Genomic DNA, 23,406 nt, shown 5'->3' with positions numbered 1-23,406 from the left:
AAGGGATTTGTGATGTCTGCTGTTCGCCCCCCAGGTCGCGTAGGGTTGTGGGGTTGATGTTGTCGACCGCGACGGTGTTGTCGTGTGGGTTGACGGGTCAGGGGCGTGTGTTTGCTGCCCCGAGTGATGGTGATGATTTGTTTTCGGATGTGGGTGCTGGTGTTGCTGCGCCGGCTGCGGTGCCGGTGCCGCGGTCGGTGAAGGATGCGGTGGCGAAGGCGAGGTGGAGGGCCCCTGGCAAGGCGAAGTTGAACAGGGTGCCGAGGGGGAAGGCGCCGGACAAGTCGAAGCGGTGGCGTTACATCGTGGACCGGGAGGGGCAGGCGGCTGCTGCGCCGTCGCGGGTGGCGGGTGCGGCTGTTTCGTCGGTGGATGCTGGTGTTGCTGCTCCTGGTCTGGGGGTTCAGGGGTTTTATGGGATGCAGGAGTTCGGGGTGCGGGATGGGTTGAGTGTGGGGGTGAATTTGGGCAACGGTAATTTGGTGGTGCGGGCGCAGGATTTGGCGAACAATGCTCCGGGTGCGGTGATCAGCAATGATCGTTTCTACAATTCGTTGTCGTCGCGCACGGGTGGTTTCGGGCAGCGTTGGGGTTTGGCTGGTGGCCATGATGTGGGGTTGGAGATTGGGGCCAGCCAGATCGTGTTTCGTGGCCAGTCGGGTTTTCGGGCCGTGTTTACCGGGTCGGGGACGTCGTGGACGGCGCCGGCGGGGTTGAATGCGAAGCTGACCAAGAATGTGGATGGTTCGTTCACGCTGGTGGCCAATGGGTCGCGGACCACGATGCGGTTTGATGCTGGGGGCAACTTGACCAAGGTGACGGACCGCAATGGTGTGGGGGTGAGTTATTTCTACGAGGCGATGGTGTCGAAGGCTGGTCAGCGGGTGGCGAGTGCGGCGGATGCGGCTGGTCGGGTGACGACCTATGGCTATGATGCGGCGGATCGGATTGTGAGCATCACTGATTCGGCGGGGCGCACGATGGCCTACTCCTATGATGCGTCGGGTCGGTTGTCGGTGGTGAAGGATCCGTTGGGGCAGCAGACCCACTATGGCTATGACGCCTCGGGGCGTTTGTCTCGTATCCAGACGGCTCGCACTGTGGTGGTCGATGTTGCCTATGACACCTCGGGGCGGGTGGCCTCGGTGAGTCGGTACACGCAGTTGGGTGGTGCCGGCACCCAGCAGAGCACTCGTTTCGTGTGGAATGCGGGGTCGACTGTGGTGAGCAATCCGTTGGGTAATCGGTGGACCCATAGCCTGGACAGTTCTGGTCGGGTGACCACGGTGGTTGATCCGATGGGTGTGACGAAGAACCGCAGTTGGACGTCGAACTCGATGATCGCCTCGGCCTGGGAAGCCGATGCGACCGCGATCACGAAGTTCAGCTACGACACGAACAACAACCCCACCCGGGTCTCCATGCCCACCGGTGCCACATCGTCGGCCTCCTACAGCGCCGGAGCATGTGGGGTGGCCACCACGTCGGGCACGGCCACCGATCTGCAGCAGTGCGGCACCGATGATGCGGGCAACACGACGGCTTACACCTATGACGCGGCTGGCAACCAGCTGTCGGCGCAGGACACGAAGGCCACTGGTGGGGCGAAGGTTGCCAAGACCTACGCCAAGCCCGGTAGCACGGACATTGCCACGAGTTGTTCGAGGTTTGCGGGGCAGTTGTGTTCGGTGACCAATGCCAAGGGCAACACCACTCGTTACCTGTATGACGATCAGGGCAACCTGGTCAAGGTCACGCCGCCGTCACCGTTGGGTGTGGTCAGTTACACCTATGACTCGTTGGGGAGAGTGACCTCGGTGACCAAGGGCAGCGGCGCCACGAACAGTTATGAGTACGACGCGGCCGACCGGTTCGTCAAGGCGACCTATGGTGCGACGCCCGCGGGGCCACAAACCGAGCAGCTGCGGGTGCATGATGCCGATGGCAACCTGCACAACATTGATGCCCAGGTCTTCGACTACGATGCGCAGAACCGGTTGTCGAAGGTCACCAATGACAAGGGACAGGCCCGGTGGGTGGGTCGTGATGGTGCCGGCAACATCGACGTGATGAGCGTGGTGGGTGCTCAACCCACGCGTTATACCTACAACAAGGCCAACCAGATCACCTCGGCGGCATGGAACCAGACTGCGTGCCCGTTGGAGGGATCGGCGAATGCGAACCTGCCGAGCGGGTGTGTCAAGTTCGGGTACAACAGCACCACTGGGCGGTTGTCGACGCAGGTCTTCCCGGGCAATGTGACCACCACCCCCACCTGGGATGCTTCTGGCAGGATGACCAGTGTGACCTCCGCTCGTGGCGGGGCCAGCCCGCAGACCCTGTTGGCCCAGTCCTATGGGTATTCGGTCGGCGGCGCGGATCGGGTCAATGTGCAGACCATGGTGGATTCCACGGGTGACTTCGTGCCGGCCGGGGCTACCACCACCTATGGCTACGACTCGATGAACCGGTTGACCTCGGCGGTGGAGAAGACCACCACCGGGGCGGTGAATGCGTCGTTCACCTACGCCTACGACCTCAACGGCAACCGCACCCGTCAGACCATCAGCGGTGCCGGGGCCGGCAACAGGGACAATGCGTTGGCCTCGACGCGTACCTTCGACCACAACCGGGCCGACCAGTTGACCGTGGCCGATGGCAGCACTGACGGATTCGGCTGGGACGCCAACGGTGACGAGACCGCCTCGCGTGGCTGGTTGCCCGGCAGCGTGCGCGGCCGTACCGCGGTCAAGACCAGCAGCATCGGTGACGTGGCGCAGTGGACACTGCCCGACACCAACCAGGTGTTCAACTTCACCCACGCCCAGGTGTTGCCCACCGGGACACGAAACCTCACCTGGGCCCATGACCAATCCTTCACCTACAACCCGGTCGGGATGGACTCCTACACCAGTCCCAACAACCAAGGACAAGTCTCACTGTTCACTCTGCCCACCGGGCAGACCCTCGGCTACCAGGTGGGTGGGAAGATGATCTACTTCCACAAGGACCGTCAAGGCTCGGTGCTGGCGATGAGCAACGATGCCGGCGACAAGGAAGCCTTCTACCGCTACGATCCCTACGGCCAACCACGCGACTACTTCCGCTGGAGCGACGAGGCCAAAGCCAACATCCTCATGTATGCCGGCCTGCCCCGTGACTTCTCCACCGGCCTGATCCGCATGGGAGCGCGCTGGTACGACCCGTCGATCGCACGCTTCACCACCGCCGACCCCTCCGGCCAAGAACAAAACCCCTACCTCTACGCAGCAGCAAACCCCATCAACAACCTGGACCCAAGCGGCCTCAGCTTTTTCGGTACGGGAGTCAGCACAATCGCTGGCGTTGCGGCCGGAAGGATTTCAAATGCTGTTTGCGCTGGGGCTGGGCTGACATCCGGAGTACCAGGCTATTTGGGATGCAAGATTGTGGGGGGTGGCCTACTTGGCACCTATTCGGGCATGTCTGCCGGCATCATTCAGGGGCATGATGGCTGGGAGCTCGCTAGCGACACCTTCTGGGGTGCCGTAGGAGGGATGGCTTCATAATGACGGTCCAGAGAGATCGGAAAGTCTTCGATCCGATGACAATCCCACTATTTCTGGGGGTCGCCATATTTTCTACTTTGGCATCAATAACTTCCCCAGGGGGATTGAGCGGCGGGAAGGTATTAGGCATTATTATCTTCTGGCTTATGGCTATAATCGGATCCACAATGGCATGGCGCGGCAGAAGCTTGACTCACGGAGATGTAGTGGATGAGCATGCGAAGTTCTTGGATGAGCAGCCCGACAAAGACACTTCCAGCCGATAAATTTTCGCTGCGGTAAAGATTTAGCATAGATAGATTGCTGGCGAGGACCGACACCCTCGCCAGCAATCATCATGAGAAAGGAGAGGGGAACACCCATGATTCTTTGTTGAAATTACCTTCTGTTGCTGTGGAGCAAAGGCTTTAGAGGATACCACCGAGCGCGTCAAGCCGAATACTGATATATCTGATTCGCCCCGGCGTGTCCGGAGACTCCGAACCCTGGGAAGGTTGGAGCCATGCGAAGCAACACGAACAGGCGCTAGGGACTGCCCCGGGTTTGGTTGACACTGACATCTCAGGTCCGTGAGGCCCTGGTGAAAGGATGCATGTCATGCCCAAGCCCCACCCGAAAGAGTTCCGTGACGACGTGATCGCGGTGGCCCGCAAGGGCGAGGCGCCGATCGGCCAGATCGCGAAGGACTTCGGGATCAGTGAGTCCTGCCTGCGCAACTGGCTGGCCAAGGCCGACCGTGTCGATGCCCCAGCCGGTTCGGTCGCGAGCCAGTCAGCGGCCGAGCTGCGGGAGGCGAAGAAACGCATCCGGCTGCTGGAGCAGGAGAACAAGGTCCTGCCCCGCGCGGCCGCCTATCTGGCTCGTGACATCAACCCACAATGACGTTCCCCTTGGTCACCGACATGGCCCGGGCCAAGGGGACACAGCGTCGGGTGCCGGTGGCGGTCTCGTGCCGGGTGCTGGGCTTCTCCCGCCAGGCCTACTACTCCTGGCTCGCCGACCCCGTGTCGCAGCGTGACTGGGACGATGCCCACCTGATCAACGCGGCGATCGACCTGCATCGTGAGGACCCCGGCCTGGGATACCGCCTCATCGCCGACGACCTGCCCGAGGTGGGCATCACTGCTGGCGAGAACCGAGTCCATCGACTCTGCAAGCTGCAGCGGATCCGCTCGTTCCACTCGGTCAAGAACGGTTCGTGGAAGAAGCCTGGCCCGCCGGTCCACGATGATCTGGTGCAGCGCCGGTTCTGCGCCGAGGGCCCCAACCGGTTGTGGTTGACCGACATCACCGAGCATCACACCAGCGAGGGCAAGCTCTACTTGTGTGCGATCAAGGACGTCTGGTCCAACCGCATCGTGGGCTATTCGATCGACACGCGCATGAAGAAGCGGATCGCGATCAACGCCCTACGGATGGCCCTCCAACGCCGAGGGCGGGTTGCTGGCTGCATCGTCCACTCGGACCGCGGCAGCCAATTCCGGGCCCACGCATTTCTGGCTGAGTTGACAGCCCATGACCTCACAGGATCCATGGGCCGGGTCGCCTCAAGTCCCGACAATGCAGCCATGGAGAGCTTCTTCGCCCCGCTGCAGAAGAACGTCCTCAACCGCCACCCATGGACCAGTCGAGCCGAGCTGCGGCTGGCCATCATCACCTGGATCGAGAAGTCCTACGGCCCCGCCCGACCTGACGCTGCCGTCGGTATTGTGTCGCCATGGCCAATCACGATGAAACCCTGTGGCTGGATGCCGAGCAGCAGCGCATCTGGCGCAACTGGCTGCTGGCAACCGCGCGCGTCGACTACTACCTTGACCGCGATCTGCGCACCCGGGGACTTGATCTGGCGGAATACGAGATCCTGGTCGTGCTGTCCGAGAGCGAAGGCCGCCGCCGCCGGATGAGCGAGGTGGCAGACATGGTCCACCAGTCCCGCTCGCGCCTCACCCATGCCATCTCGCGCATGGAGAAGTCGGGCTGGGTGGAGCGGTGCGCCGCCCCCGACGACCGGCGCGGTGTCATGGCCATGCTGACCGACAAGGGCTACGCGCTGCTGGAAGAGGCAGCCCCCAGTCACGTCGCCGCAGTACGACGCATCCTGGTGGACGTCGCCGATCCCGACGACTTCAGGGCGATGGGACGGGTCATGGAAGCCATCCTCGCGGTGGAAGACTGAGCCTGTGACCAGCCTGCTCGATGACTTCCTTGCCCAGCCGGGCACCGCGGCCTGCACCGATGCCAGCACGCTGACCCGGGCCCTGTACTCCTCCGACGGTTCCATCTACCGAGTGGTTCCGCAGGCCGTCGCACGGCCCCGTAGCGTCGAGGAACTGACCACCGTGGTACGCGCCGCTCTCACCGTCGGGCTGCCGATCGTTCCCCGTGGCGCCGGCACCTCCTGCGCAGGCAATGCCGTGGGCGAGGGCCTGGTCATCGACGTGGCCCGCCACCTCAACTCCATCGGCACCATCGATCCGCAGGCCCGCACCGCCGTCATCCAGCCCGGCGTGGTGCAGAACAGCCTGCAGCTGGCGGCCCGCCCCCACGCGCTGCGCTTCGGCCCCGACCCGTCGACGGCCACCCGCTGCACCATCGGGGGCATGATCGGCAACAATGCCTGCGGCCCCCGCGCCCTGGGATACGGCCGCAGTGCCGACAACGTCGTCTCGCTCGACGTGATCACCGGCACCGGTGAGCTCATTCGGCTGGGTGAGGGCGGCAGCGACGCCGCTCCGCTGCCGGCACTGCGTGATCTGGTTGCCGCCAACCTGGGCACCATCCGCACCGAATTCGGCCACTTCAGCCGCCAGGTCTCCGGTTACTCGCTGGAACACCTGCTGCCGGAGAAGGGCTTCGACGTCGCCAAGTTCTTCAGCGGCACCGAGGGAACCCTGGGCATCATCACCGGCGCCACCGTGCGGCTGGTCGCCGATGCCCCGGTGAGCATGATGGTGGCGCTGGGCTACGCCTCGATGCCCGAGGCCGCCGATGACATGCCCACCATCCTGGAGCACTCCCCCGTCGCCTGTGAGGGCATGGACCGCCGCATCTACGACGTGGTGGAGCGCCAGCACGGCGCCTCCGCCCTGCCCGACCTGCCCCGCGGCGACGGCTGGGTCTTCGTCGAGCTGGTCGGCGACGACGAGACCAGCGTCCGGGAGCGCTGCGAGGCGCTGGCCCGTGATGCGCACGCCCTTGAGGCCTGGGTGGTCGACGACAGGGCGCTGGCAGCAAGACTCTGGAAGATCCGCGCCGACGGCGCCGGGCTGGCCGGGGTGAGCTTGGAGAATCCCGCCTATGCCGGCTGGGAGGATGCCGCCGTCCCGCCCGCCCGACTAGGCGATTACCTGCGCGAATTCGACGCCCTGTTGACCGAGCACGGCCTGCAGGGGCTGCCCTACGGCCACTTCGGCGACGGCTGTGTGCACTGCCGCATCGACTTCCCGCTGGACAAGACCGACGGGCCCCGCAAGTACCGCGAGTTCGTGGAGCAGGCCGCGGCGCTGGCGGCCCGTCATGGCGGCTCGATGAGCGGTGAGCACGGCGATGGCCGTGCCCGTTCGGCGCTGCTGCCAGCCATGTACTCCCCCGAGGCGCTGTCCCTGTTCGGCCAGGTCAAGCAGCTCTTCGACCCCAACAACCTGCTCAATCCCGGTGTGCTGACCGACCCAGTGCCGGTGGAGGTCGACATCCGTGTGGCCGCGACGGTGAACTCGCCCCTGCGCACCGAGGACCCGGACTTCGTCACGGCCGTGCACCAGTGCACCGGCGTCGGCAAGTGCCTGGCCGATTCCACCGCTGGCGGGGGCGTGATGTGCCCCTCCTACCAGGCAACTCGGGACGAGAAGGACTCCACCCGTGGCCGGGCGCGGGTGTTGCAGGAGATGGTCAACGGTTCGCTGATCAGCCAGGGCTGGCGTTCTCCCGAGGTGCACGAGGCGCTGGACCTCTGCCTGAGTTGCAAGGGTTGCTCGTCGGACTGCCCCACCGGGATCGACATGCCCTCCTACAAGTCACGCGTACTGCACGAAAGCTACAAGGGCCGCCTGCGCCCCATGAGCCACTATGCGCTGGGCTGGCTTCCGCGTTGGGGCCGGTTGGTGACGCGGGTCCCCGGTGTGGGTGCCGTCGCGAACCTCGGGACGCAGCTGCCAGGCCTGAAGCACGCCGTCCGTTGGGCGGCCGGGGTGGACCAGCGCCGCCCCATGCCCGAGTTCCGCGTCGACGGCAGCGCCCGTAAGGCGGGTGCTGCGCTGACGTCCGGCTCGGTGGCTGAGCCTGTCGAAGCCACCTCGTCGAAACCCGTCGTCATCTGGGTGGACTCCTTCACCGACTCCTTCGTCGGCAACCAGCTCGCCGGGTTGGTGCAGACCCTTGTCCGCGCCGGTTTCGAGCCCCGGGTGCTGCAGGAGAACGCCTGCTGCGGCCTGACCTGGATCACCACCGGCCAGCTCGACGGGGCGCGCAAGCAGCTCCGCAATGCGCTGGACGTGCTGCACCCAATCGTCGAGGCCGGCATCCCGATCGTCGGCATGGAACCGAGCTGCCTGGCGGTGTGGCGCAGCGACGCGAAGGAGCTGCTGCACGACGATCCCCGGGTGCAGGCAGTGGCCGACGGCATCCACACGCTGGCCGAGCTGCTCGCCACCGTCGAGGACCTCGACCTCCCGGACCTGAGCGGGCACACGATCATCGCGCAGCCGCACTGCCACCACTCCTCCGTGCTGGGGTGGGCCGCGGATGCGGCGATCCTGGAGCGCACCGGGGCCGAGGTGGTCACCTTGGGTGGCTGCTGTGGCCTGGCCGGCAACTTCGGCGTCGAGAAGGGCCACTACGAGGTGAGCGTGAAGGTGGCCGAGCATGACCTGCTGCCCGCCCTGCGCAATCACCCCAAGGCGATCGTGCTGGCCGACGGCTTCAGCTGTCGCAAGCAGGCCAAGGACCTGGAAAACCGTGACGCGATGACCCTGGGCGAGCTGCTGGCCGCCCATCGCTGAGCCCTTGGGGGTGGTCGCCACAAAGCGACGGCGACAGGAGGCCCGAGGCGCCGGGAACAATCAGCGCCCCCGGCGGGTTGTCCAAGCATGGAGATTGACATCTGGTCCGACATTGCCTGCCCGTGGTGCTTCATCGGGATCACCCGATTCCAGCGGGTGCTCGACGGCTTCGAGCATCGCGACGAGGTGAGCGTGCGGCTGCACAGCTACCAGCTCGACCCGTCGCTGCCGGAGAGCTTCGACGGCTCGGAGGCCGACTACCTGGCAGAGCGCAAGGGCATGCCCAAGGACCAGGTGGAGCAGATGTTCGGCCAGGTGAGGGCCGCGGGAGAGTCCGAGGGGATCACGCTCGACTTCGATTCCGTGCAGGTGGCGAACAGCCGTCGCGCCCACCGCCTGCTGCACGCTGCCCGCGTCGAGGACGAGGGTGGCGACACCGCACGACGTCTCAAGATGGCGTTGCTCAAGGCCCACTTCACCGACGGTGAGTCCATCAGCGATCCCGACGTCCTGGTGCGCCTCGCCTCCGAGGCCGGCATGGACTCCGACACGGCGCGGATCGCCGTCGGTGACAGCCCCGAGGCCCACCGACTGGACCAGGCCGTGCAGAACGACATCGCCCTTGCCGGTCAGCTCGGCATCCAGGGCGTGCCCTTCTTCGTGCTGGCCAACAAGTACGGCATCTCCGGTGCCCAGCCGGCCGAGGCCTTCGAGCAGGCCCTGGGTCAGGTGTGGGACGAGCTGCATCCGCGGGTCCAGCCGCTGGCCGTGCCCGGGCTGGAAGGCGTCGAGGCCTCCGGTGACGTGTGCGGCCCCGAGGGTTGCGCCTGACCACGCTCACGTCCTGGTGCCGTTGCGCGGCAGCCCACCGTCGAAGGTGATGGGTACCGCTCTGGCCCGGGTCGGATCCTGGTGGTCCATGGCCTGCAGGTGCAGGTGGGGCTCGGTGCTGTTGCCGGAGTTCCCGCAAGCGGCGACGACCTCTCCTGCGGCCACGGCCTGGCCGAGCACGACGCCGGCGCTGCCCTGCTGCAGATGACACAGGGCGACGAAGGGGCCGACAGCCGACCGGATCAAGACGTGGTTGCCGCCAGGGCATGCCAGCCCTGCGCAGCACGTGATCTTTGGGTGAGGGCATACGTCAGGGACGGAAAGCCTCGCTGGCTCGGGTGGTCGGGTTGGTCGTCGTAGACCAGGACCACCTGGCCGTCCACAGGTGAGAGGACCGGTCTGCCGAAGCCGGGGAATCGAGCGGGTGGTTCGGGGCGCCACAAGCTTTCCCAGACGAACGGAGCCGTTCGACCGTCATCCCCCAGTGGCACCAGGTCAATTGCCCAAGCGCTGGCGAAGGCGTCCGTTCCATGACTGGGAACCCTGTTCGCAGGCGAATTTTGCACCATACACGGGCCTGTGAAGGGCTGATGCAGTTCAAGGGCGTCCATGGCGACCTCTCCTGTCGGGTTGTGCACCCCCAGTCTGCTCGGCCTGCGGGTCACACACCTTGTAACCACCCGGCGAAGGACCTATCCTTGAAGTGCGGACCCGTCCTGTGCATGCAGGGACACGGGTCCAGCTTCTTTTCCGGGCCCCTCACACCTGCCATGGACCGCCCAGGACGTCCTGTGGACGAAATCTTGGATACCAGTGGTGGCTGAAGGCCTTCGCCGGGTGGGCCAGCACCTCTTGGTAGGCGGAGTAGGCCACCATGTCGGCCATCTGCAGCCAGTGGCCGCGGTCCGAGTGCTGGAAGAGCGGATCCTCCACCACATGCCGGGTGCTGCGACGCAGCGCCCGGTGCGCCACGGCATATCCGGTGTCGGTGCCGTCGCCGTCCATCACCACCAGGGCACGCTCACTGTGGGCTCGCATCCGTTCGTCCAACAGCACCACGAGCTCTTGGTAGACCCTCATCCGTTCATCGCGGTAGTCACCCCGTCGTCCCCTGGTGCGACCGTAGATGCTGCCCACCTGCACCTCCGGCCGAGCGGTCAGCACCTCCAGGCCTCGCTCGAAGACCTGGCGTCGAGCCGCCTTGGACGCGTTGAACTGGTCATTGCACGACGGGCGGCCACGCCCATTGGTGAAGCTGGTCGAGTGGATCTCGACGGTCTTGCCGACGCCATGGTGCCGCCACAGCTCGTCGCGATAGTCGAGCCAAGCTCCCAGCACGGGAGCCCAAGCCTGTTCGGGCACCTCGATCCAGCTGAAACAGGCGATCCCCGAGATCTCCGCGCCCGAGTCGTCGACGTAGACGAGCCTCATGCCATCTCCCTCTGCATGCCCCCAGTCCACCACCCGCCACTGACACTTTCGGTGCCGTTGGGCCATACAGGCAGAATGGCTTCATGATCGCAATCACCGTGAAGTGGGACGTCAAGCCCGAGTACGCAGACAACTTCCTGGAACTGACCAAGGAGTTCACCGAGGCCTGCCGCGCCGAGCCCGGCTGCCTGTGGTTCGACTGGTCGCGCAGCGTCGACAACCCGAACGAGTACATTCTCATCGAGGCCTACAAGGACGGCGAGGCCGGAGCCGCGCACGTCAACAGCGATCACTTCAAGAAGGCCATGAAGGAGCAGGGCCAGTATGCGGCCACTCGCCCCAAGGTGATCTCCTACGAGATCCCGCAGGACGGTTGGGCCGAGCTGGGCGAGATCGAGATGCCCGACGAACAGTAGGCCTCAGCTTCCGGTGGGCTGGCTGGCGTCGTAACGATGGAAGCTCGGCACCAGTCGGGCCAGCACCGCGACCAACCCCACGATCGCCAGCCCGCCCACCAGCGGAGGCGCCCAGACCGCCCCCAGGGCCAGCAGCCCGACGAACAGGTCACCGAGACGAGGGCCGCCGGTGACCACCATGATGTAGATGCCCTGCATCCGGCCACGGATGTTGTCGGGCACGGCCTGCTGCAGGATCGTGTTGCGGAAGATGGCCGAGACATTGTCGCTGGCACCCATCCCGAAGAGCATGACCATCGCCGCGGCCATCGCGGTGGGATTGAGCTGCTCGGGAGTGCCGGCACCTCCGGGCCAGTGCCCGCCGCGCACCAGGAGCACCACGACACCCAACCCGGCCGTGAACAATCCGTAGACCACCACCGAGAGGTTCACTGCGCGGCCGTGGTGCTTCCAGCCGACGATCCTGCCGCTCAACAGGCTGCACAGCACGGCCCCGACCGCCGACGCCGCGGCCAGCGTCCCCGCCGTGACCGCACCGCCACCGATCGCGATGGCCCCCAGTGCGGGAAACAGTGATCGAGGATTGCCCAACCCCATGGCGACGATGTCGACGACGAAGCTCATCGCCACCACCGGGGTGCGCTTGATGTAGCCGAAGGACTCCCGGATCGCCGCCCAGGTCTTGTGTTGCGCTCCGGGTTCGGGTGGCATCGCCGGCAGGGCCGCCAGCCCGAGGAAGGCGCCGCAGAACAAGGCCAGGTCGACGGTGTAGGTCCACGCGAAGCCCGAACGCGCCACCAGGAAACCGGCCAACATCGGGCCGAGCGTGATGACCAGCCCCATGCTCATCCCGTTGAGGGCGCCAGCGGCCGGCAGGAGTTCCGCATCGATCAGGTTGGGAATCATGGCCTGTCGTGAGGCGCCCACCAGCGTGGCGCCGATCGTGTTGAGCGCAGAGAAGAAGTACAAGCTCCAGATGGTCTCCAGCCCCAGCCAGGCCAAGGTCGCGATCGCTGCGGTGGAGACCCAGGCCAGCAGGGCCGAGAGCAGGGCCACCCGTCGGCGGTCGTACCGGTCGACGATGGTGCCGCCGTAGAGACCGGCGAACAGCGTGGGCACCAGCGCGATGACGCCCACCATCGAGACCGCCAGCGTGGAGCGGGTCAGTTCGTAGACGTGCAGGCCCACGGCCACCGCGGTCAACGAGTTCCCCACCCCCGTCACCAGCGCTCCCAGCCACATCCACGTGAAGTGTCGCGACGCGGCAAAGGGTCTGGTGTCGAGAAAGATGCTGGATCGTCGTGTCACGCGCCAGATGCTGCCACACTGGAGCCGTGGCTGGCCGACTGCTCTACGACCCGGACTGTGGCTTCTGCACGCGAAGCGCCGGTTGGCTCGAAGGACGGGGCCTGCGCGCCGGCGTCGAGCCCATGACGCCCGAGCTCTTGCGCGCCCTCGGCATCGACGCCGAGCGTGCCGAACGCGAGATCCCCTTCGTCGCCGACGACGGCACCGTCACCCACGGTGCCGCGGCCATCGGGCGTGCCCTGGTCACCGGTCCGCAGCCGCTGCGCGCCGTCGGGTTGCTGCTCTGTCACGCCCCGGTGCGCTGGCTCGCCAACCCCGTCTACCGCTGGGTGGCGGCCCACCGTCACGAGCTGCCCGGCGGCACCGCGGCCTGCCGGATACCCGAGCCCACCCCCTGAACGCAGCCTGGGTAGCGTCCTCGTCGCTGACGCCGTGCTTGCGGGCGCTCGGATGGATCTTCACGCAGCGAACTGGGCCAGTGCGCGGCGGATCGCCTCGGAGCGGCTCACCTGATCACGGGTGGCTATCGCGTCCAGCGCCTCGATCTCGTCAGCACTCAACCGGACGGCCACGACCTGCATCGGTTCCGCACCACGGCCTGGACGCCCACGTCCGCGACGCTTCAGTGTCTCGACGTCATAACCCTGCTCGGCCTCATCGGCCCACACCTGGATCTGGGCCTCGCCGATTTCATCCTCCCGCATACACAAATCGTAAACGAAAATCCGGGGGCCAACAGAGCCTGCAGACAGACGCTCACCTGACGGCACTGCAGGACGGTCTCACGATGGCGCGGGGTGAGCGCCTAGTCTCTCGGGCATGGTCACACCAGCGCCCACCACCCTGTCCCAGTTGCTGTCCAGCTCAGAGATCATCCTGCTCGACGGGGCGATGGCCACCGAGCTGGAGTCGCTCGGCGTGGACACCTCCTCTGCGCTGTGGTCGTCGGTGGCGATGGCAAGCGATCCCGACGCGATCCGGGCCGTGCACCGCAGCTACCTGGAGGCGGGTTCCCGGGTCTTGGTCACCAACAGCTACCAGGCCTGCCCCGACGACTTCGTCAGCGCGGGATGGGAGCGCGAGGCCGCCGAGGGGCTGGTCCGTGACAGTGCCCGCCTGGCCCTGGACAGCGTGGATGAGTGGCCCGGTGAACCGCCAGTGGTGGTGGCCGGCAGCGTCGGCCCCTACGGCGCCCATCTGGCCGACGGCAGCGAGTACACCGGCGACTACCGGTTGGACGATGAGGGCTACCGCAACTTCCATCGCCCTCGCCTCCAACTGCTCTACGAGGCAGGGATCAGGACCTTTGCCGTCGAGACCCAGCCGCGGCTGGACGAGGTGCTCGCGGTGCTGGGCCTGCTGCGCGACGAGTTCGCCGATGCGGACGCCTATGTGAGCTTCTCCTTGGCCGACGCGCGCCACCTGCCCGACGGGACTGCCCTGGCTGATGCGGCCCGTGGCGTCTCGCGGTTCTCGGCGGTGGCGGCCGTGGGCATCAACTGCGTCCCGCGCGGGTGGGTCAGCGACGCCTTGACCGCCCTGCGCGCCGGCACGGATCTGCCCCTGCTCGCCTACCCGAATTCCGGTGAGGTCTATGACCCGACGACGAAGAGCTGGGCGCCCGGCCCGGACCAGGACCGGCAGGCGGCCCTGGTGCCGCAGTGGGTCAAGGCCGGCGCCCGTCTGCTGGGCGGTTGCTGCCGCACCAGCCCCGCCACCATCCGCGAGCTCGCACGCATCACGTCCTGACCCCTCGACAAGCTCGAGGAACGGAGAGGACACCCTCGACAAGCTCGGGGAACGGTGGGGCACCCTCGACAAGCTCGGGGACCGAATGAACTGACAGGCACGGGGACCGAAAAACCGACAGGCTCGGGGAACACACGACGGCCGAGCTTGTCGAGGCCCAAGGGACCTCGACAGGCTCGGCCGTCGTGGCTTTGACAGGCTCAGTCGCGGGTGAGGCGACGGTGCTTGGAGGCGTGCGGACGCGAGGCCTCCGGGCCGAGGCGCTCGACCTTGTTCGCCTCGTAGTCGGCGAAGTTGCCCTCGAACCAGAACCACTTGCTCTCGTCCTCGTCCGTGCCCTCCCAGGCCAAGATGTGGGTGGCGATGCGGTCCAGGAACCAGCGGTCGTGGGAGATGACCACGGCACAGCCGGGGAACTCCAGCAGCGCATCTTCGAGGCTGGACAGCGTCTCCACGTCCAGGTCATTGGTGGGCTCGTCGAGCAGCAACACGTTGCCGCCCTGCTTCAGGGTGAGCGCCAGGTTCAGGCGGTTGCGCTCACCGCCGGAGAGCACACCGGCCAGCTTCTGCTGGTCGGGGCCCTTGAAGCCGAAGCTCGCGACGTAGGCGCGCGAGTTCATCTCGAAGTTGCCGACCTTGAGGAAGTCCAGGCCGTCGGAGACGACCTCCCAGACATTCTTGTTCGGGTCGATGCCGGAACGGTTCTGGTCGACGTAGCTGAACTTGACCGTCTCGCCCACCTTCACGGTGCCGGCGTCGGGCTGCTCGAAGCCGACGATGGTCTTGAACATCGTGGTCTTGCCGACGCCGTTGGGGCCGATGATGCCCACGATGCCGTTGCGCGGCAGGGTGAAGCTCAGGTCGTTGATCAGGACGCGATCGCCGAAGCCCTTCTTGAGATTCTCCACCTCGATGACGGTGTTGCCCAGGCGCGGACCAGCCGGGATGTTGATCTCGGAGGTGTCGATCTTACGGTTGCGTTCCGCCTCGGCAGCCATCTCCTCGTAGCGAGCCAGACGGGCCTTGTTCTTGGCCTGACGTGCCTTGGGGCTGGAGCGAACCCACTCCAGCTCCTTCTCCAGGATCTTGGCGCGCTTCGCGTCCTTCTGACCCTCGATCTGCAAGCGCTTGCGCTTGGTCTCCAGGTAGGTGGAGTAGTTGCCCTCGTAGGGGTGCAGGCGGCCGCGGTCCACCTCGCAGATCCACTCGGCGACGTTGTCCAGGAAGTAGCGGTCGTGGGTGACCGCCAGGACGGCGCCCGGGTAGCTCTTGAGGTGACCCTCGAGCCAGTTGACGCTCTCCGCGTCGAGGTGGTTGGTGGGCTCGTCGAGCAGCAGTAGGTCGGGGGCCTCGAGCAGCAGCTTGCACAGCGCGACGCGGCGACGCTCACCACCGGAGAGCACGTTGACCGGGGTGTCGCCGGGCGGGCACTGCAGCGCCTCCATGGCCTGCGCCAGCTGGGCGTCGATGTCCCAGGCATTGGCATTGTCCAGGTCGGTCTGCAGCTCGCCCATCTCGGCCATCAAGGCGTCGAAGTCGGCGTCGGGCTCGGCCATCTCCATGCCGATCGCGTTGAAGCGATCCAGCTTGGTCTTGATCTCGCCGACGGCCTCCTCGACGTTCTCCAGGACGGTCTTGTCCTCGGTCAGCGGGGGCTCCTGCAGCAGGATGCCGACGCTTGCGCCCTTCATCAGCTGCGCGTCGCCGTTGTTGGGCTGGTCCATGCCGGCCATCAGCTTCAGCATGGTCGACTTGCCGGCGCCGTTGGGGCCGACGACGCCGATCTTGGCGCCCGGGAAGAAGGAGAGCGTGACGTTGTCGAGGATCAGCTTGTCGCCGATCTTCTTGCGCACGTTGTGCATGGTGTAGATGAACTCAGCCATAACCGGCGTGGTGTCCTTCGCTTCGAGAGTGTGGGTGTGTGCCCGCGGCTGGGGCAACAAACGTCTTCCAGTATGCCAGCTGCACCCCCGCTTCCCGATTCCTCGGCTCGGCGGGCTCGATAGGCTCCACGGGTGAGCTTCGAGGAACTGGACGAACCGCATCCCTTGGCGGCCTGCCCCGTCTGCGGACAGCCGCTGCAGGTGGCGCAACGGCAGGTGCACTGCCCGCAGCGCCACAGCTTCGACCGTGCCCGCGAGGGCTTCGTGAACCTGCTGCGGCCCGGCAAGGCGCGCAAGGCCGTCATCGGCGACGACGCCGAGATGGTGGCCAGCCGCCGCCGTTTCCTTGACCGCGGGCACTACGACGTGCTGACGCAGGGACTGGCCCGGCTCGTCGAGGACCTGGACGCCGATCAAGCGGTGGAGGGCCTGCTCGACGTGGGCTGCGGCGAAGGCACCTTCACCGCCGCGATGGTGGACGCCCTGCCCCAGGATCGCCCGACGATGGCCTTCGACATCTCACGGCCGGCGGTGAAGCTGACCGCACGACGGGTTCCGTCGGCGCTCAGTGCCGTGGCCTCGGTGATCGACATGCCGGTGCAGGACCACAGCGTCGCCCTGCTGAGCAGCATCATGGCACCGCTCCACGAGGCCGAGTTCTCCCGCGTGATCCGCCCCGGCGGCCGCATCCTGGTGGTCTCGCCCGGCGACACCCACCTGGCCCAGCTGCGCCAGGTGCTCTACCCGCACTACCGTCCGCACGACGAACTGGTGGCCCTCGCCGATGCCCTGCCGGTGGTGGAGCAACGCCGGTTCACCAGCCAGGTGCACCTTGCCTCGGCCCAGGAGCTGCACGAGGTGTGGGGCATGACGCCCTACCGCTGGAACACACCGCTCGACGGCCAGCAACGGCTCGCCCAGCTCACCGAGCTGGACGTGGACGTCCACTTCGTGGCGACGGTCTTCGCCGTCCCCCACTAGCCCTCGACAAGCTCGGGCACCGTGGTTGCGATACCACGACGACCGGGCCTGCACCACCATGACGGCCGGGCCTGCACCACCATGACGGCCGGGCCTGCACCACCACGACGGCCGAGCTTGTCGAGGCCCCTGGCTTCCCAGGGCCGCCCAAACGTCGTGGGGCGGCTCAGTGGGCTCGTGCCACGGCCTCCCGTGCCTGCTCGTAGCGTCGCAGCTCGGCATTGATCGGGTCGATGATCCGCTGCCGGGAGACCTCGCCGATCGACTTCTCCAGCACGTGGGTCGCGCGGGCGGCCTTGCGCTTGGCTGCCAGCTCCACCAGGAGTCGGCTCAGGCCGGCGAGCAGCAACCCGGCTGCCACTCCCCCGATCACCATCAGCGTCGGGGTGGCGAAGCCACGCCAGGTGGGTCCGAGGTCCAGCGGCGGGAAGCCGAAGTAGATCAGCGCCATCCGCAGGCCCAACCAGCCCAGGCCGACCACGACGCAGGCGATCAGCAGCCACTGCAGCACCTGGAAGATCTTCCACCAGCCCTGGCCGCGGTCCATCGCCAGATCGGTGGTGGCCACCGCGCGGTCCAACTCGTCGGGCAGCAGGCCCTCGTCCTTGCGGGAGGCGCGACGCACGGCGTCTTGCCAGCCCCGGGGCAGCCCTTGGGCGGCCTCGTCGGCGACGGCGCGCACCGCGGAGTCGACGCGCGCCTGCTGCACCCCATTGAAGCCAGCACCCTTGTTGATCCCAGTGCGCTGTACCCGCGCGGGCTCCAGCTCCTGCTTCTTGTTCACCTTGACGGCATCCAGGTGCAGTCGCTTCAACGGGTCGGGCTTGAGGCGCTTCACCCACGAGACGGCGGGCCATCCGGTGGCCAGGGTGCCACGACGCCGAACGGCCTTCAGCACGGCCTCGCTGACCACGCCGACACCGGCGGCCTCGCCCAAGGCCTTGTTCAACTGCGCCTCGCGGGCGCGACCGATCTCGTTCACGTCGGCGTGGCCGATGTCCTCACCGAGCTCACGGGCCACCTGCACCACGTCGGCCTCGAGACGCTTGGCGGCCATCTGCTTGTCCTGGATGGCGCTGGCCAGCTGTCCACGCAGCTCGTCGATGCCGAAGCCGGTCAACGCACTCACCGCGCACACCTGCGCCTTGCCGAGGCCTTCGGAGTCGAGCAGGTTTCGCAGGTCGCGCATGGTGGGTTCCAGCTGCCCCTCGGGCAGCCGGTCCGCCTGGTTGAGCACCACCATCATCACCTCGGCGTGCTGTGCCAGGGGCTTGAGGTAGCGGTCGTGGAGGGCGGCATCGGCGTATTTCTGCGGGTCGACCACCCAGATGAACATGTCCACCAGCTGCACCAGGCGGTCGACCTCGTCGCGGTGGGCGCGTTCGGTGGAGTCGTGGTCGGGCAGGTCGAGCAGCACCAGGCCCTGCAGTGCGGGGTCTCCCCCGGTGACGGCGTGCCGGGTGGGCACCTCGAGCCAGTCGAGCAGGTCATTGGGAACCTGTTCGCCCCAGTAGGCGGCCATCGCCTTGCTGGTGGTGGGACGCGTGACGCCGGGGACGGCCAGCTGGGTGCCGGAGAGGGCATTGAACAGCGACGACTTGCCCGATCCTGTGGCCCCTGCCAGCGCGACGACGGTGAGGTCGCCGCTGAAGGCCAGCCGCTTGTCGGTGTGGCCGACGACACGCCGTGCCTTGTCGACCAGTTCGGCGTCGGCGCGGCCGTCGGCCAGCTCGATGGTCTCGGCCAGGGCGCGCACCTTCTCCGGCACGCCCTGACGATCGGGATTGTTGCGGCGGGCCATCAGCGCTTCTCCTCCGGACGGGTCACGGGCTCGACGATCTCTGCCTCGACCACCTCGGCATCGGTGTGGCCGGCGACGGTGTTGAGCTGGACGCTCTGCCGGGGCTGCTCCTCCAGGGCCGGCTGCTGGCCACCCTCGATGGCCTGCTGCTGGGGAGCGGGATCCAGGATCGCGTCGTACCCGGCGTGGCGCGCGAAGTTGACCTCCTCGGCGGCCATCCGGATGCGCTCGGCCTGGTCACGATCGGAGGCCATGCCGGCCAGCGCGTCCTCGAAGCGCTGCTCCTCCTTGGCCATCACGGTGGCGATCCGCGCGTCCAGACTCTCCTTGGCCTGCTTGGCCAGACGGCGCACCGCGTCGTCGCCGAAGACGGCCTCCAGCACCCGCTGGGCCAGAACGGCCGAGCCTCCGGCGATGCCCACCTCGGCTCCGGTGAGGCCACCGGTGTAGGCGAAGACCACCATCATCAGCGCGGCGGAAACGCCATTGACGCCCAGGGCCAGGTAGCGCGCCTGGGTGCGCTTGCCCATGCCCTCTCCCTGCACCAGCTCCATCACGTCGCCCTGCCAATCGCGGATGGCGCGGGCCACCTCGTCGTCGAACTCGGCAGAGGCACGCGAAAGGTCGGTGCCGGTGTGGTGGCGCAGCACCTCACGACCGAAGGGCGTGGCGCGCCAGGCAGCCTCGGCGCGTTCGGCGGCGGCCTCGCCCTGCTCCCGGATCAGCGCCTCCAGGCCGCTCTCGACGGCCACCTTCACGTTCTCGGCCTCGGGCGGAGCGCCCTTGACCGTCGACCAGACCCGGTCACGCAACCAGCTGATCTTGTTCTCCATGGTCTTCATGAACTCGCCCGTGCCGACGAATTCCTGCCAGCGGGCCATCACCTCGCCGCGCAGCAGCGTGCCGTCGGCCGACTGCACCGAGACCTGACGCACCGCCTCGTCATAGGAGGAACGGGCATCGCTGCGCAGGCTCTCCAGCGCCTCGGCCTGTGCGTCGACGGCCTCGGCCACCGGCGGGGCCTTGGTCACCAGCGAACCGATCGCCCCGTCGAGGGTCTGCATCACCACGCGCTGCCGGCTGGCGGCATCGGCGGCCAGGGTGGCGAGCCAGGTGCGGATCGGCGAGACCGCCGCGTCGGGCAGCAGCCCCTCGGCATCCACCGAGGTCTCGGGCACTGCGAACAGCGGGGAGTCGGCCAGGCCGCGCTCGGTCATCAGCCGGCCCAGGTGCGGCGGCACCTGGTTCATCGCCGCCGGGGGCACCCGGTCGAGCACGACGGCCACCGCGGCGGACCGGTCGACCGCGGACTTGAGGAAGTCCCACGGGACCGCATCGGCATAGCGGGCGGCGGAGGTCACGAAGACCCACAGGTCTGCGGCCTGCAGCAGCTGTGCGGAGAGCTGACGGTTCTGCTCCACCACCGAGTCCACGTCGGGGGCATCCAGCAGGGCCAGCCCCTTCGGGATGGTGGCCTCCTCCACCAGCTGCAGGGTGTTGGAGTCCTGCGAGCTGGCACGCGAACGCACCAGGCCGGGCAGGATCCGGTCGTCGTTGAACCACTTCACGTCGTCGGGGTGGCAGATCAGCACGGGTGACTTGGTGGTGGGGCGGATGACGCCCGGGGTGGTGACCGCGCGACCCACCAGCGAGTTCACCAGGGTCGACTTGCCTGCGCCGGTGGACCCGCCCACCACGGCCAGCAGCGGAGCCTCGATGGTGGCCAGCCGCGGCAGGATGTAGTCATCCAGCTGCCGCTGCATCTCGCGGGCGCTGCGCCCCTGTTCCATGGCCTGTGGAAGCGGCAGGGGAAGCCTCACGGGCGCGAGCGATTCGCGCAACTCGGTGAGGGCCTGTGTCAGCCGTGTGCTGCTCACACGTTTCCTTTCGACGGCGCGGGCCCCGTCGGCGCCCGCGGACTTCGCAGACAACTGTGGCACGAACCGCGTCGCGACGGGTGCGAGGTTGAGACTTTGGCGCAGACCTTACGCCTAGGGCGCAGGCCAGTGGGACGCGGCCACGGCGCGTCGACGCCGCCAGAAGGCCAGTCGGTGCCAGGGGATCTCCATGCGCAGTCCGTCGGCCTCCACCAGCGCCAGTGGCCGCAGCGCCTGCAGCTGGCCCAACAGTTCGCGCTCGCGCTCGTGACCGGCCTCGTCCACCACGCCCCGCACCATCGCGTCGCGCAGGTAGGCCAGCTCGCTCATGTCGCGCATCCGGGCCAGCGTGGCGCGCAGGGTGCGCCAGCCGCGGCGCACCGCCACCATCACCAGCCAGCTGCGGCGACGAACCGTGCCGTAGTTGGGCACCTCCCGGGCATCCAACCAGCCGAGCTGGACGTAGTCGCCCAACCGGGTGCGGATGCGCTGCAGTTCCTTGCGCAGCGCGCGCACCATGATGAACAGGATCACCGCGATGACGATGACGAACTGGATCACCAGGCGTCGCATCGACATCTCGCTGATCGAGCTCATGCCGTTGAAGGCCATGTGCCCCAGCGCCGAGAGCAGGAAGCCGGTCAGCGGGGCCAGGATGCGCACCAGCTTGCTGCGGGTGCGCAGGCCGATCACCAGACCGATGCCGGTCAGCATGGTGAACAGCGGGTGGCCGAAACTGGTGATGACGCCGCGCAGGAAGACCAGCTGCTGCACCGCCTGCTCCACGTCGCCGGCCCCGGTGGTCACCGAGCCGTAGACCAGCGCGCGGGCGTAGTAGACGATGTTCTCGGTGAAGGCGAAGCCGATGGCGGCCAGGCCCGCCAGGCAGATGCTCTGCAGGCCGGAGACGATCCGGTAGCGCACCAGCACCGCCAGCAGGAAGAGGAAGGTGGCCTTGGCGGCCTCCTCCACGAAGGGCGCGACGAAGACCGCCGGACGGGCCTGGGCCGCGGGATCTCCCGGGCTCGCCGAGACGTTCAGCAACTGCGCGGCCCAGCTGTTGATGTTGAGGCTGAGCCAGATGGACATGCACGAACCCCACCCGAAGGCGAGCAGCCAGAACAGCGGTTTCATCGGACGCAGCCGGTCGAAGGCGATGAAGAACAGCGACCACACCGCGGCGGTGGGGGCGGCATAACCCGCGCACTCCTTGAGGGTCGCCCAGTCCAGACCGGGCACGACCCCTTCGGGGAAGACCTGGTCTGCCGAGAGCTGCCGCCACACCAGGTACAGGGTGACGGCGTAGAGCTGGAAGAGCACCACCGAGATCCAGGTCCACGGATTGGTGAGCAGCCGCAGCCAACGGTTGCCTGCCTCGTCGTGACGCTTGGGCGGCAGGCCCGACAGGGAACGGGCCCGACGCTCGGGGCGAATGTTGTGGGCCGGCTCCAGCTGCCCGTTCAGGGTCCATCCGGGCGTGGTCTGCGTCGTGCTCAAAACTCGTCACCGTGCTTTCCGGGCCGGATGGTCACGTGGCGCCCCAGGCAGGAATCGAACCTGCGACCGACAGATTAGAAGGCTGCTGCTCTATCCGCTGAGCTACTGAGGCTGGTTGGTCGTCGTCCATGGTAGCGGCGTGGGATGGTCAGGCGCGCTACATCCGTGCGCGTAGGCTTGCGGGGTGAATGACATGCTGGTGTGGATCGATTGTGAGATGACCGGGCTCGACCTGGCCAATGACGCCTTGATCGAGGTGGCGGCCCTGGTGACCGACTCGGAGCTGAACGTGCAGGGCGAGGGCGTCGACGTCCTGATCAAGCCCTCCGACGAGGCGCTGGCCCAGATGGGTGACTTCGTGCGCGAGATGCACACCAAGTCTGGCCTGCTCGACGAGCTGGCCTCCGGAACCACCATGGAGCAGGCACAGCAGCAGGTGCTGGACTACATCCGCACCTTCGTCCCCAGCGCCCGCAAGGCTCCGCTGGCGGGCAACACCATCGGCACCGACCGCGCCTTCCTGGCCCGCGACATGCCAGAGCTTGAGGGCTGGGTCCACTACCGCAATGTGGATGTCAGCAGCATCAAGGAACTCAGCCGACGCTGGTTCCCCCGCGCCTACTACCAGTCCCCCGCCAAGAGCGGGAACCACCGTGCACTGGCCGACATCCAAGAGTCGATCGAGGAGCTGCGCTACTACCGCGAGGCCGTCTTCGTACCCGCACCCGGCCCCTCCACGGCCGAGGCCAAGCAGATCGCGGTGAAGCACCAGGGCGTGCTCACCGGCGCCCGGCCGCAGTGACTCGTTCACCGCGATTTCACATCTGCCGCGGAGCACGCTAAGCTGATCCAGCGCTCAGGGCAGTAGTCCGGCGACATGGTGGGTATAGCTCAGTTGGTAGAGCACCTGGTTGTGGTCCAGGTGGTCGCGGGTTCAAGTCCCGTTACTCACCCCAGACGCGAAGGCCCCGGTCACCAGACCGGGGCCTTCGTCGTGCGCGTGTGCGAGCCGCCTGATCTTCCCGATGGAGCGCTTTGAGGTCTTTGGCACGTTCAAAGCGCACTGGGGTGCGGAATTCGCTCAATC

Annotated in this window: 17 protein-coding genes, 2 tRNA genes and 1 pseudogene; 11 read left to right on the top strand and 9 right to left on the bottom strand. The window is 67.0% G+C overall.

The genetic code is table 11. The features are described from left to right. Window positions 1–56 precede the first annotated feature (56 nt). From ACOAMO_RS10805 to ACOAMO_RS10785, 5 genes and pseudogenes are all read left to right on the top strand, one after another. Window positions 57–3,548 carry an RHS repeat-associated core domain-containing protein gene (locus tag ACOAMO_RS10805; protein ID WP_420174795.1) on the top strand — a complete coding sequence of 1,164 codons (3,492 nt, stop codon included), beginning with the start codon at window positions 57–59 and terminating at the stop codon, window positions 3,546–3,548. Window positions 3,549–4,145: 597 nt separating this feature from the next. After that, window positions 4,146–5,266, top strand: a pseudogene (locus tag ACOAMO_RS10800) (IS3 family transposase); the annotation flags it as partial. Then, window positions 5,266–5,724, top strand: coding sequence for a MarR family winged helix-turn-helix transcriptional regulator (locus ACOAMO_RS10795; RefSeq protein ID WP_420174794.1), 459 nt, complete (start codon window positions 5,266–5,268; stop codon window positions 5,722–5,724). The pseudogene ACOAMO_RS10800 and the gene ACOAMO_RS10795, both read left to right, overlap by 1 nt. Window positions 5,725–5,728: 4 nt before the next feature. Beyond that, entirely contained in the window at window positions 5,729–8,545 is a 2,817-nt protein-coding gene (locus ACOAMO_RS10790) for an FAD-binding and (Fe-S)-binding domain-containing protein (protein ID WP_420174793.1), read from the top strand. 87 nt (window positions 8,546–8,632) lie between these two features. Further along, window positions 8,633–9,376 carry a DsbA family oxidoreductase gene (locus ACOAMO_RS10785; protein WP_420174792.1) on the top strand — a complete coding sequence of 248 codons (744 nt, stop codon included), beginning with the start codon at window positions 8,633–8,635 and terminating at the stop codon, window positions 9,374–9,376. 6 nt (window positions 9,377–9,382) lie between these two features. Here ACOAMO_RS10785 and ACOAMO_RS10780 read toward each other — a convergent pair whose 3' ends face one another. Beyond that, on the bottom strand, window positions 9,383–9,622 hold the full coding sequence (locus ACOAMO_RS10780) for a peptidoglycan DD-metalloendopeptidase family protein (protein ID WP_420174791.1): 240 nt from the start codon (window positions 9,620–9,622) through the stop codon (window positions 9,383–9,385). A gap of 513 nt (window positions 9,623–10,135) precedes the next feature. After that, window positions 10,136–10,807: a DUF3800 domain-containing protein gene (locus tag ACOAMO_RS10775; RefSeq protein ID WP_420174790.1), complete on the bottom strand. Its 672-nt coding sequence runs from the start codon at window positions 10,805–10,807 to the stop codon at window positions 10,136–10,138. An 83-nt stretch (window positions 10,808–10,890) separates the two neighbouring features. On the opposite strand from ACOAMO_RS10775, the gene ACOAMO_RS10770 reads away from it, so the two are divergent. Beyond that, window positions 10,891–11,223, top strand: a complete 333-nt coding sequence (locus tag ACOAMO_RS10770; RefSeq protein WP_420174789.1) for a putative quinol monooxygenase — start codon at window positions 10,891–10,893, stop codon at window positions 11,221–11,223. Between the two features lie 3 nt (window positions 11,224–11,226). Here ACOAMO_RS10770 and ACOAMO_RS10765 read toward each other — a convergent pair whose 3' ends face one another. Further along, window positions 11,227–12,531 carry an MFS transporter gene (locus tag ACOAMO_RS10765; RefSeq protein WP_420174788.1) on the bottom strand — a complete coding sequence of 435 codons (1,305 nt, stop codon included), beginning with the start codon at window positions 12,529–12,531 and terminating at the stop codon, window positions 11,227–11,229. Between the two features lie 26 nt (window positions 12,532–12,557). On the opposite strand from ACOAMO_RS10765, the gene ACOAMO_RS10760 reads away from it, so the two are divergent. Then, window positions 12,558–12,929: a thiol-disulfide oxidoreductase DCC family protein gene (locus ACOAMO_RS10760; protein ID WP_420174787.1), complete on the top strand. Its 372-nt coding sequence runs from the start codon at window positions 12,558–12,560 to the stop codon at window positions 12,927–12,929. A 60-nt stretch (window positions 12,930–12,989) separates the two neighbouring features. On the opposite strand, the gene ACOAMO_RS10755 is transcribed toward ACOAMO_RS10760, so the two are convergent. Beyond that, window positions 12,990–13,235: a CopG family transcriptional regulator gene (locus ACOAMO_RS10755; protein ID WP_420174786.1), complete on the bottom strand. Its 246-nt coding sequence runs from the start codon at window positions 13,233–13,235 to the stop codon at window positions 12,990–12,992. A 115-nt stretch (window positions 13,236–13,350) separates the two neighbouring features. Here ACOAMO_RS10755 and mmuM point away from each other — a divergent pair, with 115 nt between their 5' ends. Then, a complete protein-coding gene (gene mmuM, locus ACOAMO_RS10750) occupies window positions 13,351–14,280 on the top strand; it encodes a homocysteine S-methyltransferase (protein WP_420174785.1) in 930 nt (309 codons plus the stop codon). 200 nt (window positions 14,281–14,480) lie between these two features. Here the strand turns inward: mmuM and ettA are convergent, their stop codons facing one another. After that, entirely contained in the window at window positions 14,481–16,163 is a 1,683-nt protein-coding gene (gene ettA / locus ACOAMO_RS10745; RefSeq protein ID WP_420174784.1) for an energy-dependent translational throttle protein EttA, read from the bottom strand. Between the two features lie 132 nt (window positions 16,164–16,295). On the opposite strand from ettA, the gene ACOAMO_RS10740 reads away from it, so the two are divergent. After that, entirely contained in the window at window positions 16,296–17,144 is an 849-nt protein-coding gene (locus tag ACOAMO_RS10740) for a putative RNA methyltransferase (RefSeq protein ID WP_420174783.1), read from the top strand. A gap of 166 nt (window positions 17,145–17,310) precedes the next feature. Here the strand turns inward: ACOAMO_RS10740 and ACOAMO_RS10735 are convergent, their stop codons facing one another. The 4 genes from ACOAMO_RS10735 to ACOAMO_RS10720 all read right to left on the bottom strand — a co-directional run bounded on the left by ACOAMO_RS10735 (window position 17,311) and on the right by ACOAMO_RS10720 (window position 22,431). After that, complete coding sequence (locus ACOAMO_RS10735) at window positions 17,311–18,945, bottom strand: YfjP family GTPase (protein WP_420174782.1); 1,635 nt, start codon at window positions 18,943–18,945, stop codon at window positions 17,311–17,313. Then, window positions 18,945–20,822 (bottom strand): ABC transporter, encoded by a 1,878-nt coding sequence (locus ACOAMO_RS10730; RefSeq protein ID WP_420174781.1) that lies wholly within the window; start codon window positions 20,820–20,822, stop codon window positions 18,945–18,947. The genes ACOAMO_RS10735 and ACOAMO_RS10730 overlap by 1 nt, the downstream gene beginning before the upstream one ends. Before the next feature lie 114 nt (window positions 20,823–20,936). Then, the gene (locus ACOAMO_RS10725) at window positions 20,937–22,319 is read right to left on the bottom strand and encodes a PrsW family intramembrane metalloprotease (protein ID WP_420174780.1); all 1,383 of its coding nucleotides are present in this window, start codon (window positions 22,317–22,319) and stop codon (window positions 20,937–20,939) included. Between the two features lie 36 nt (window positions 22,320–22,355). Next, window positions 22,356–22,431, bottom strand: a tRNA-Arg gene (locus tag ACOAMO_RS10720). A gap of 81 nt (window positions 22,432–22,512) precedes the next feature. Between ACOAMO_RS10720 and orn the strand changes: the two genes are divergently transcribed. Then, window positions 22,513–23,121: an oligoribonuclease gene (orn, locus tag ACOAMO_RS10715; protein WP_420177018.1), complete on the top strand. Its 609-nt coding sequence runs from the start codon at window positions 22,513–22,515 to the stop codon at window positions 23,119–23,121. A gap of 78 nt (window positions 23,122–23,199) precedes the next feature. Next, a tRNA-His gene (locus ACOAMO_RS10710) sits at window positions 23,200–23,275 on the top strand. The last annotated feature ends 131 nt before the right edge of the window (window positions 23,276–23,406 follow it).

The sequence above is a fragment of the Luteococcus struthionis genome (assembly GCF_048595755.1).
Taxonomy (GTDB): Bacteria; Actinomycetota; Actinomycetes; order Propionibacteriales; family Propionibacteriaceae; genus Luteococcus.
Note: the sequence above shows the minus strand (reverse complement) of the source record. Positions and strands in the feature narration are given on the sequence as shown.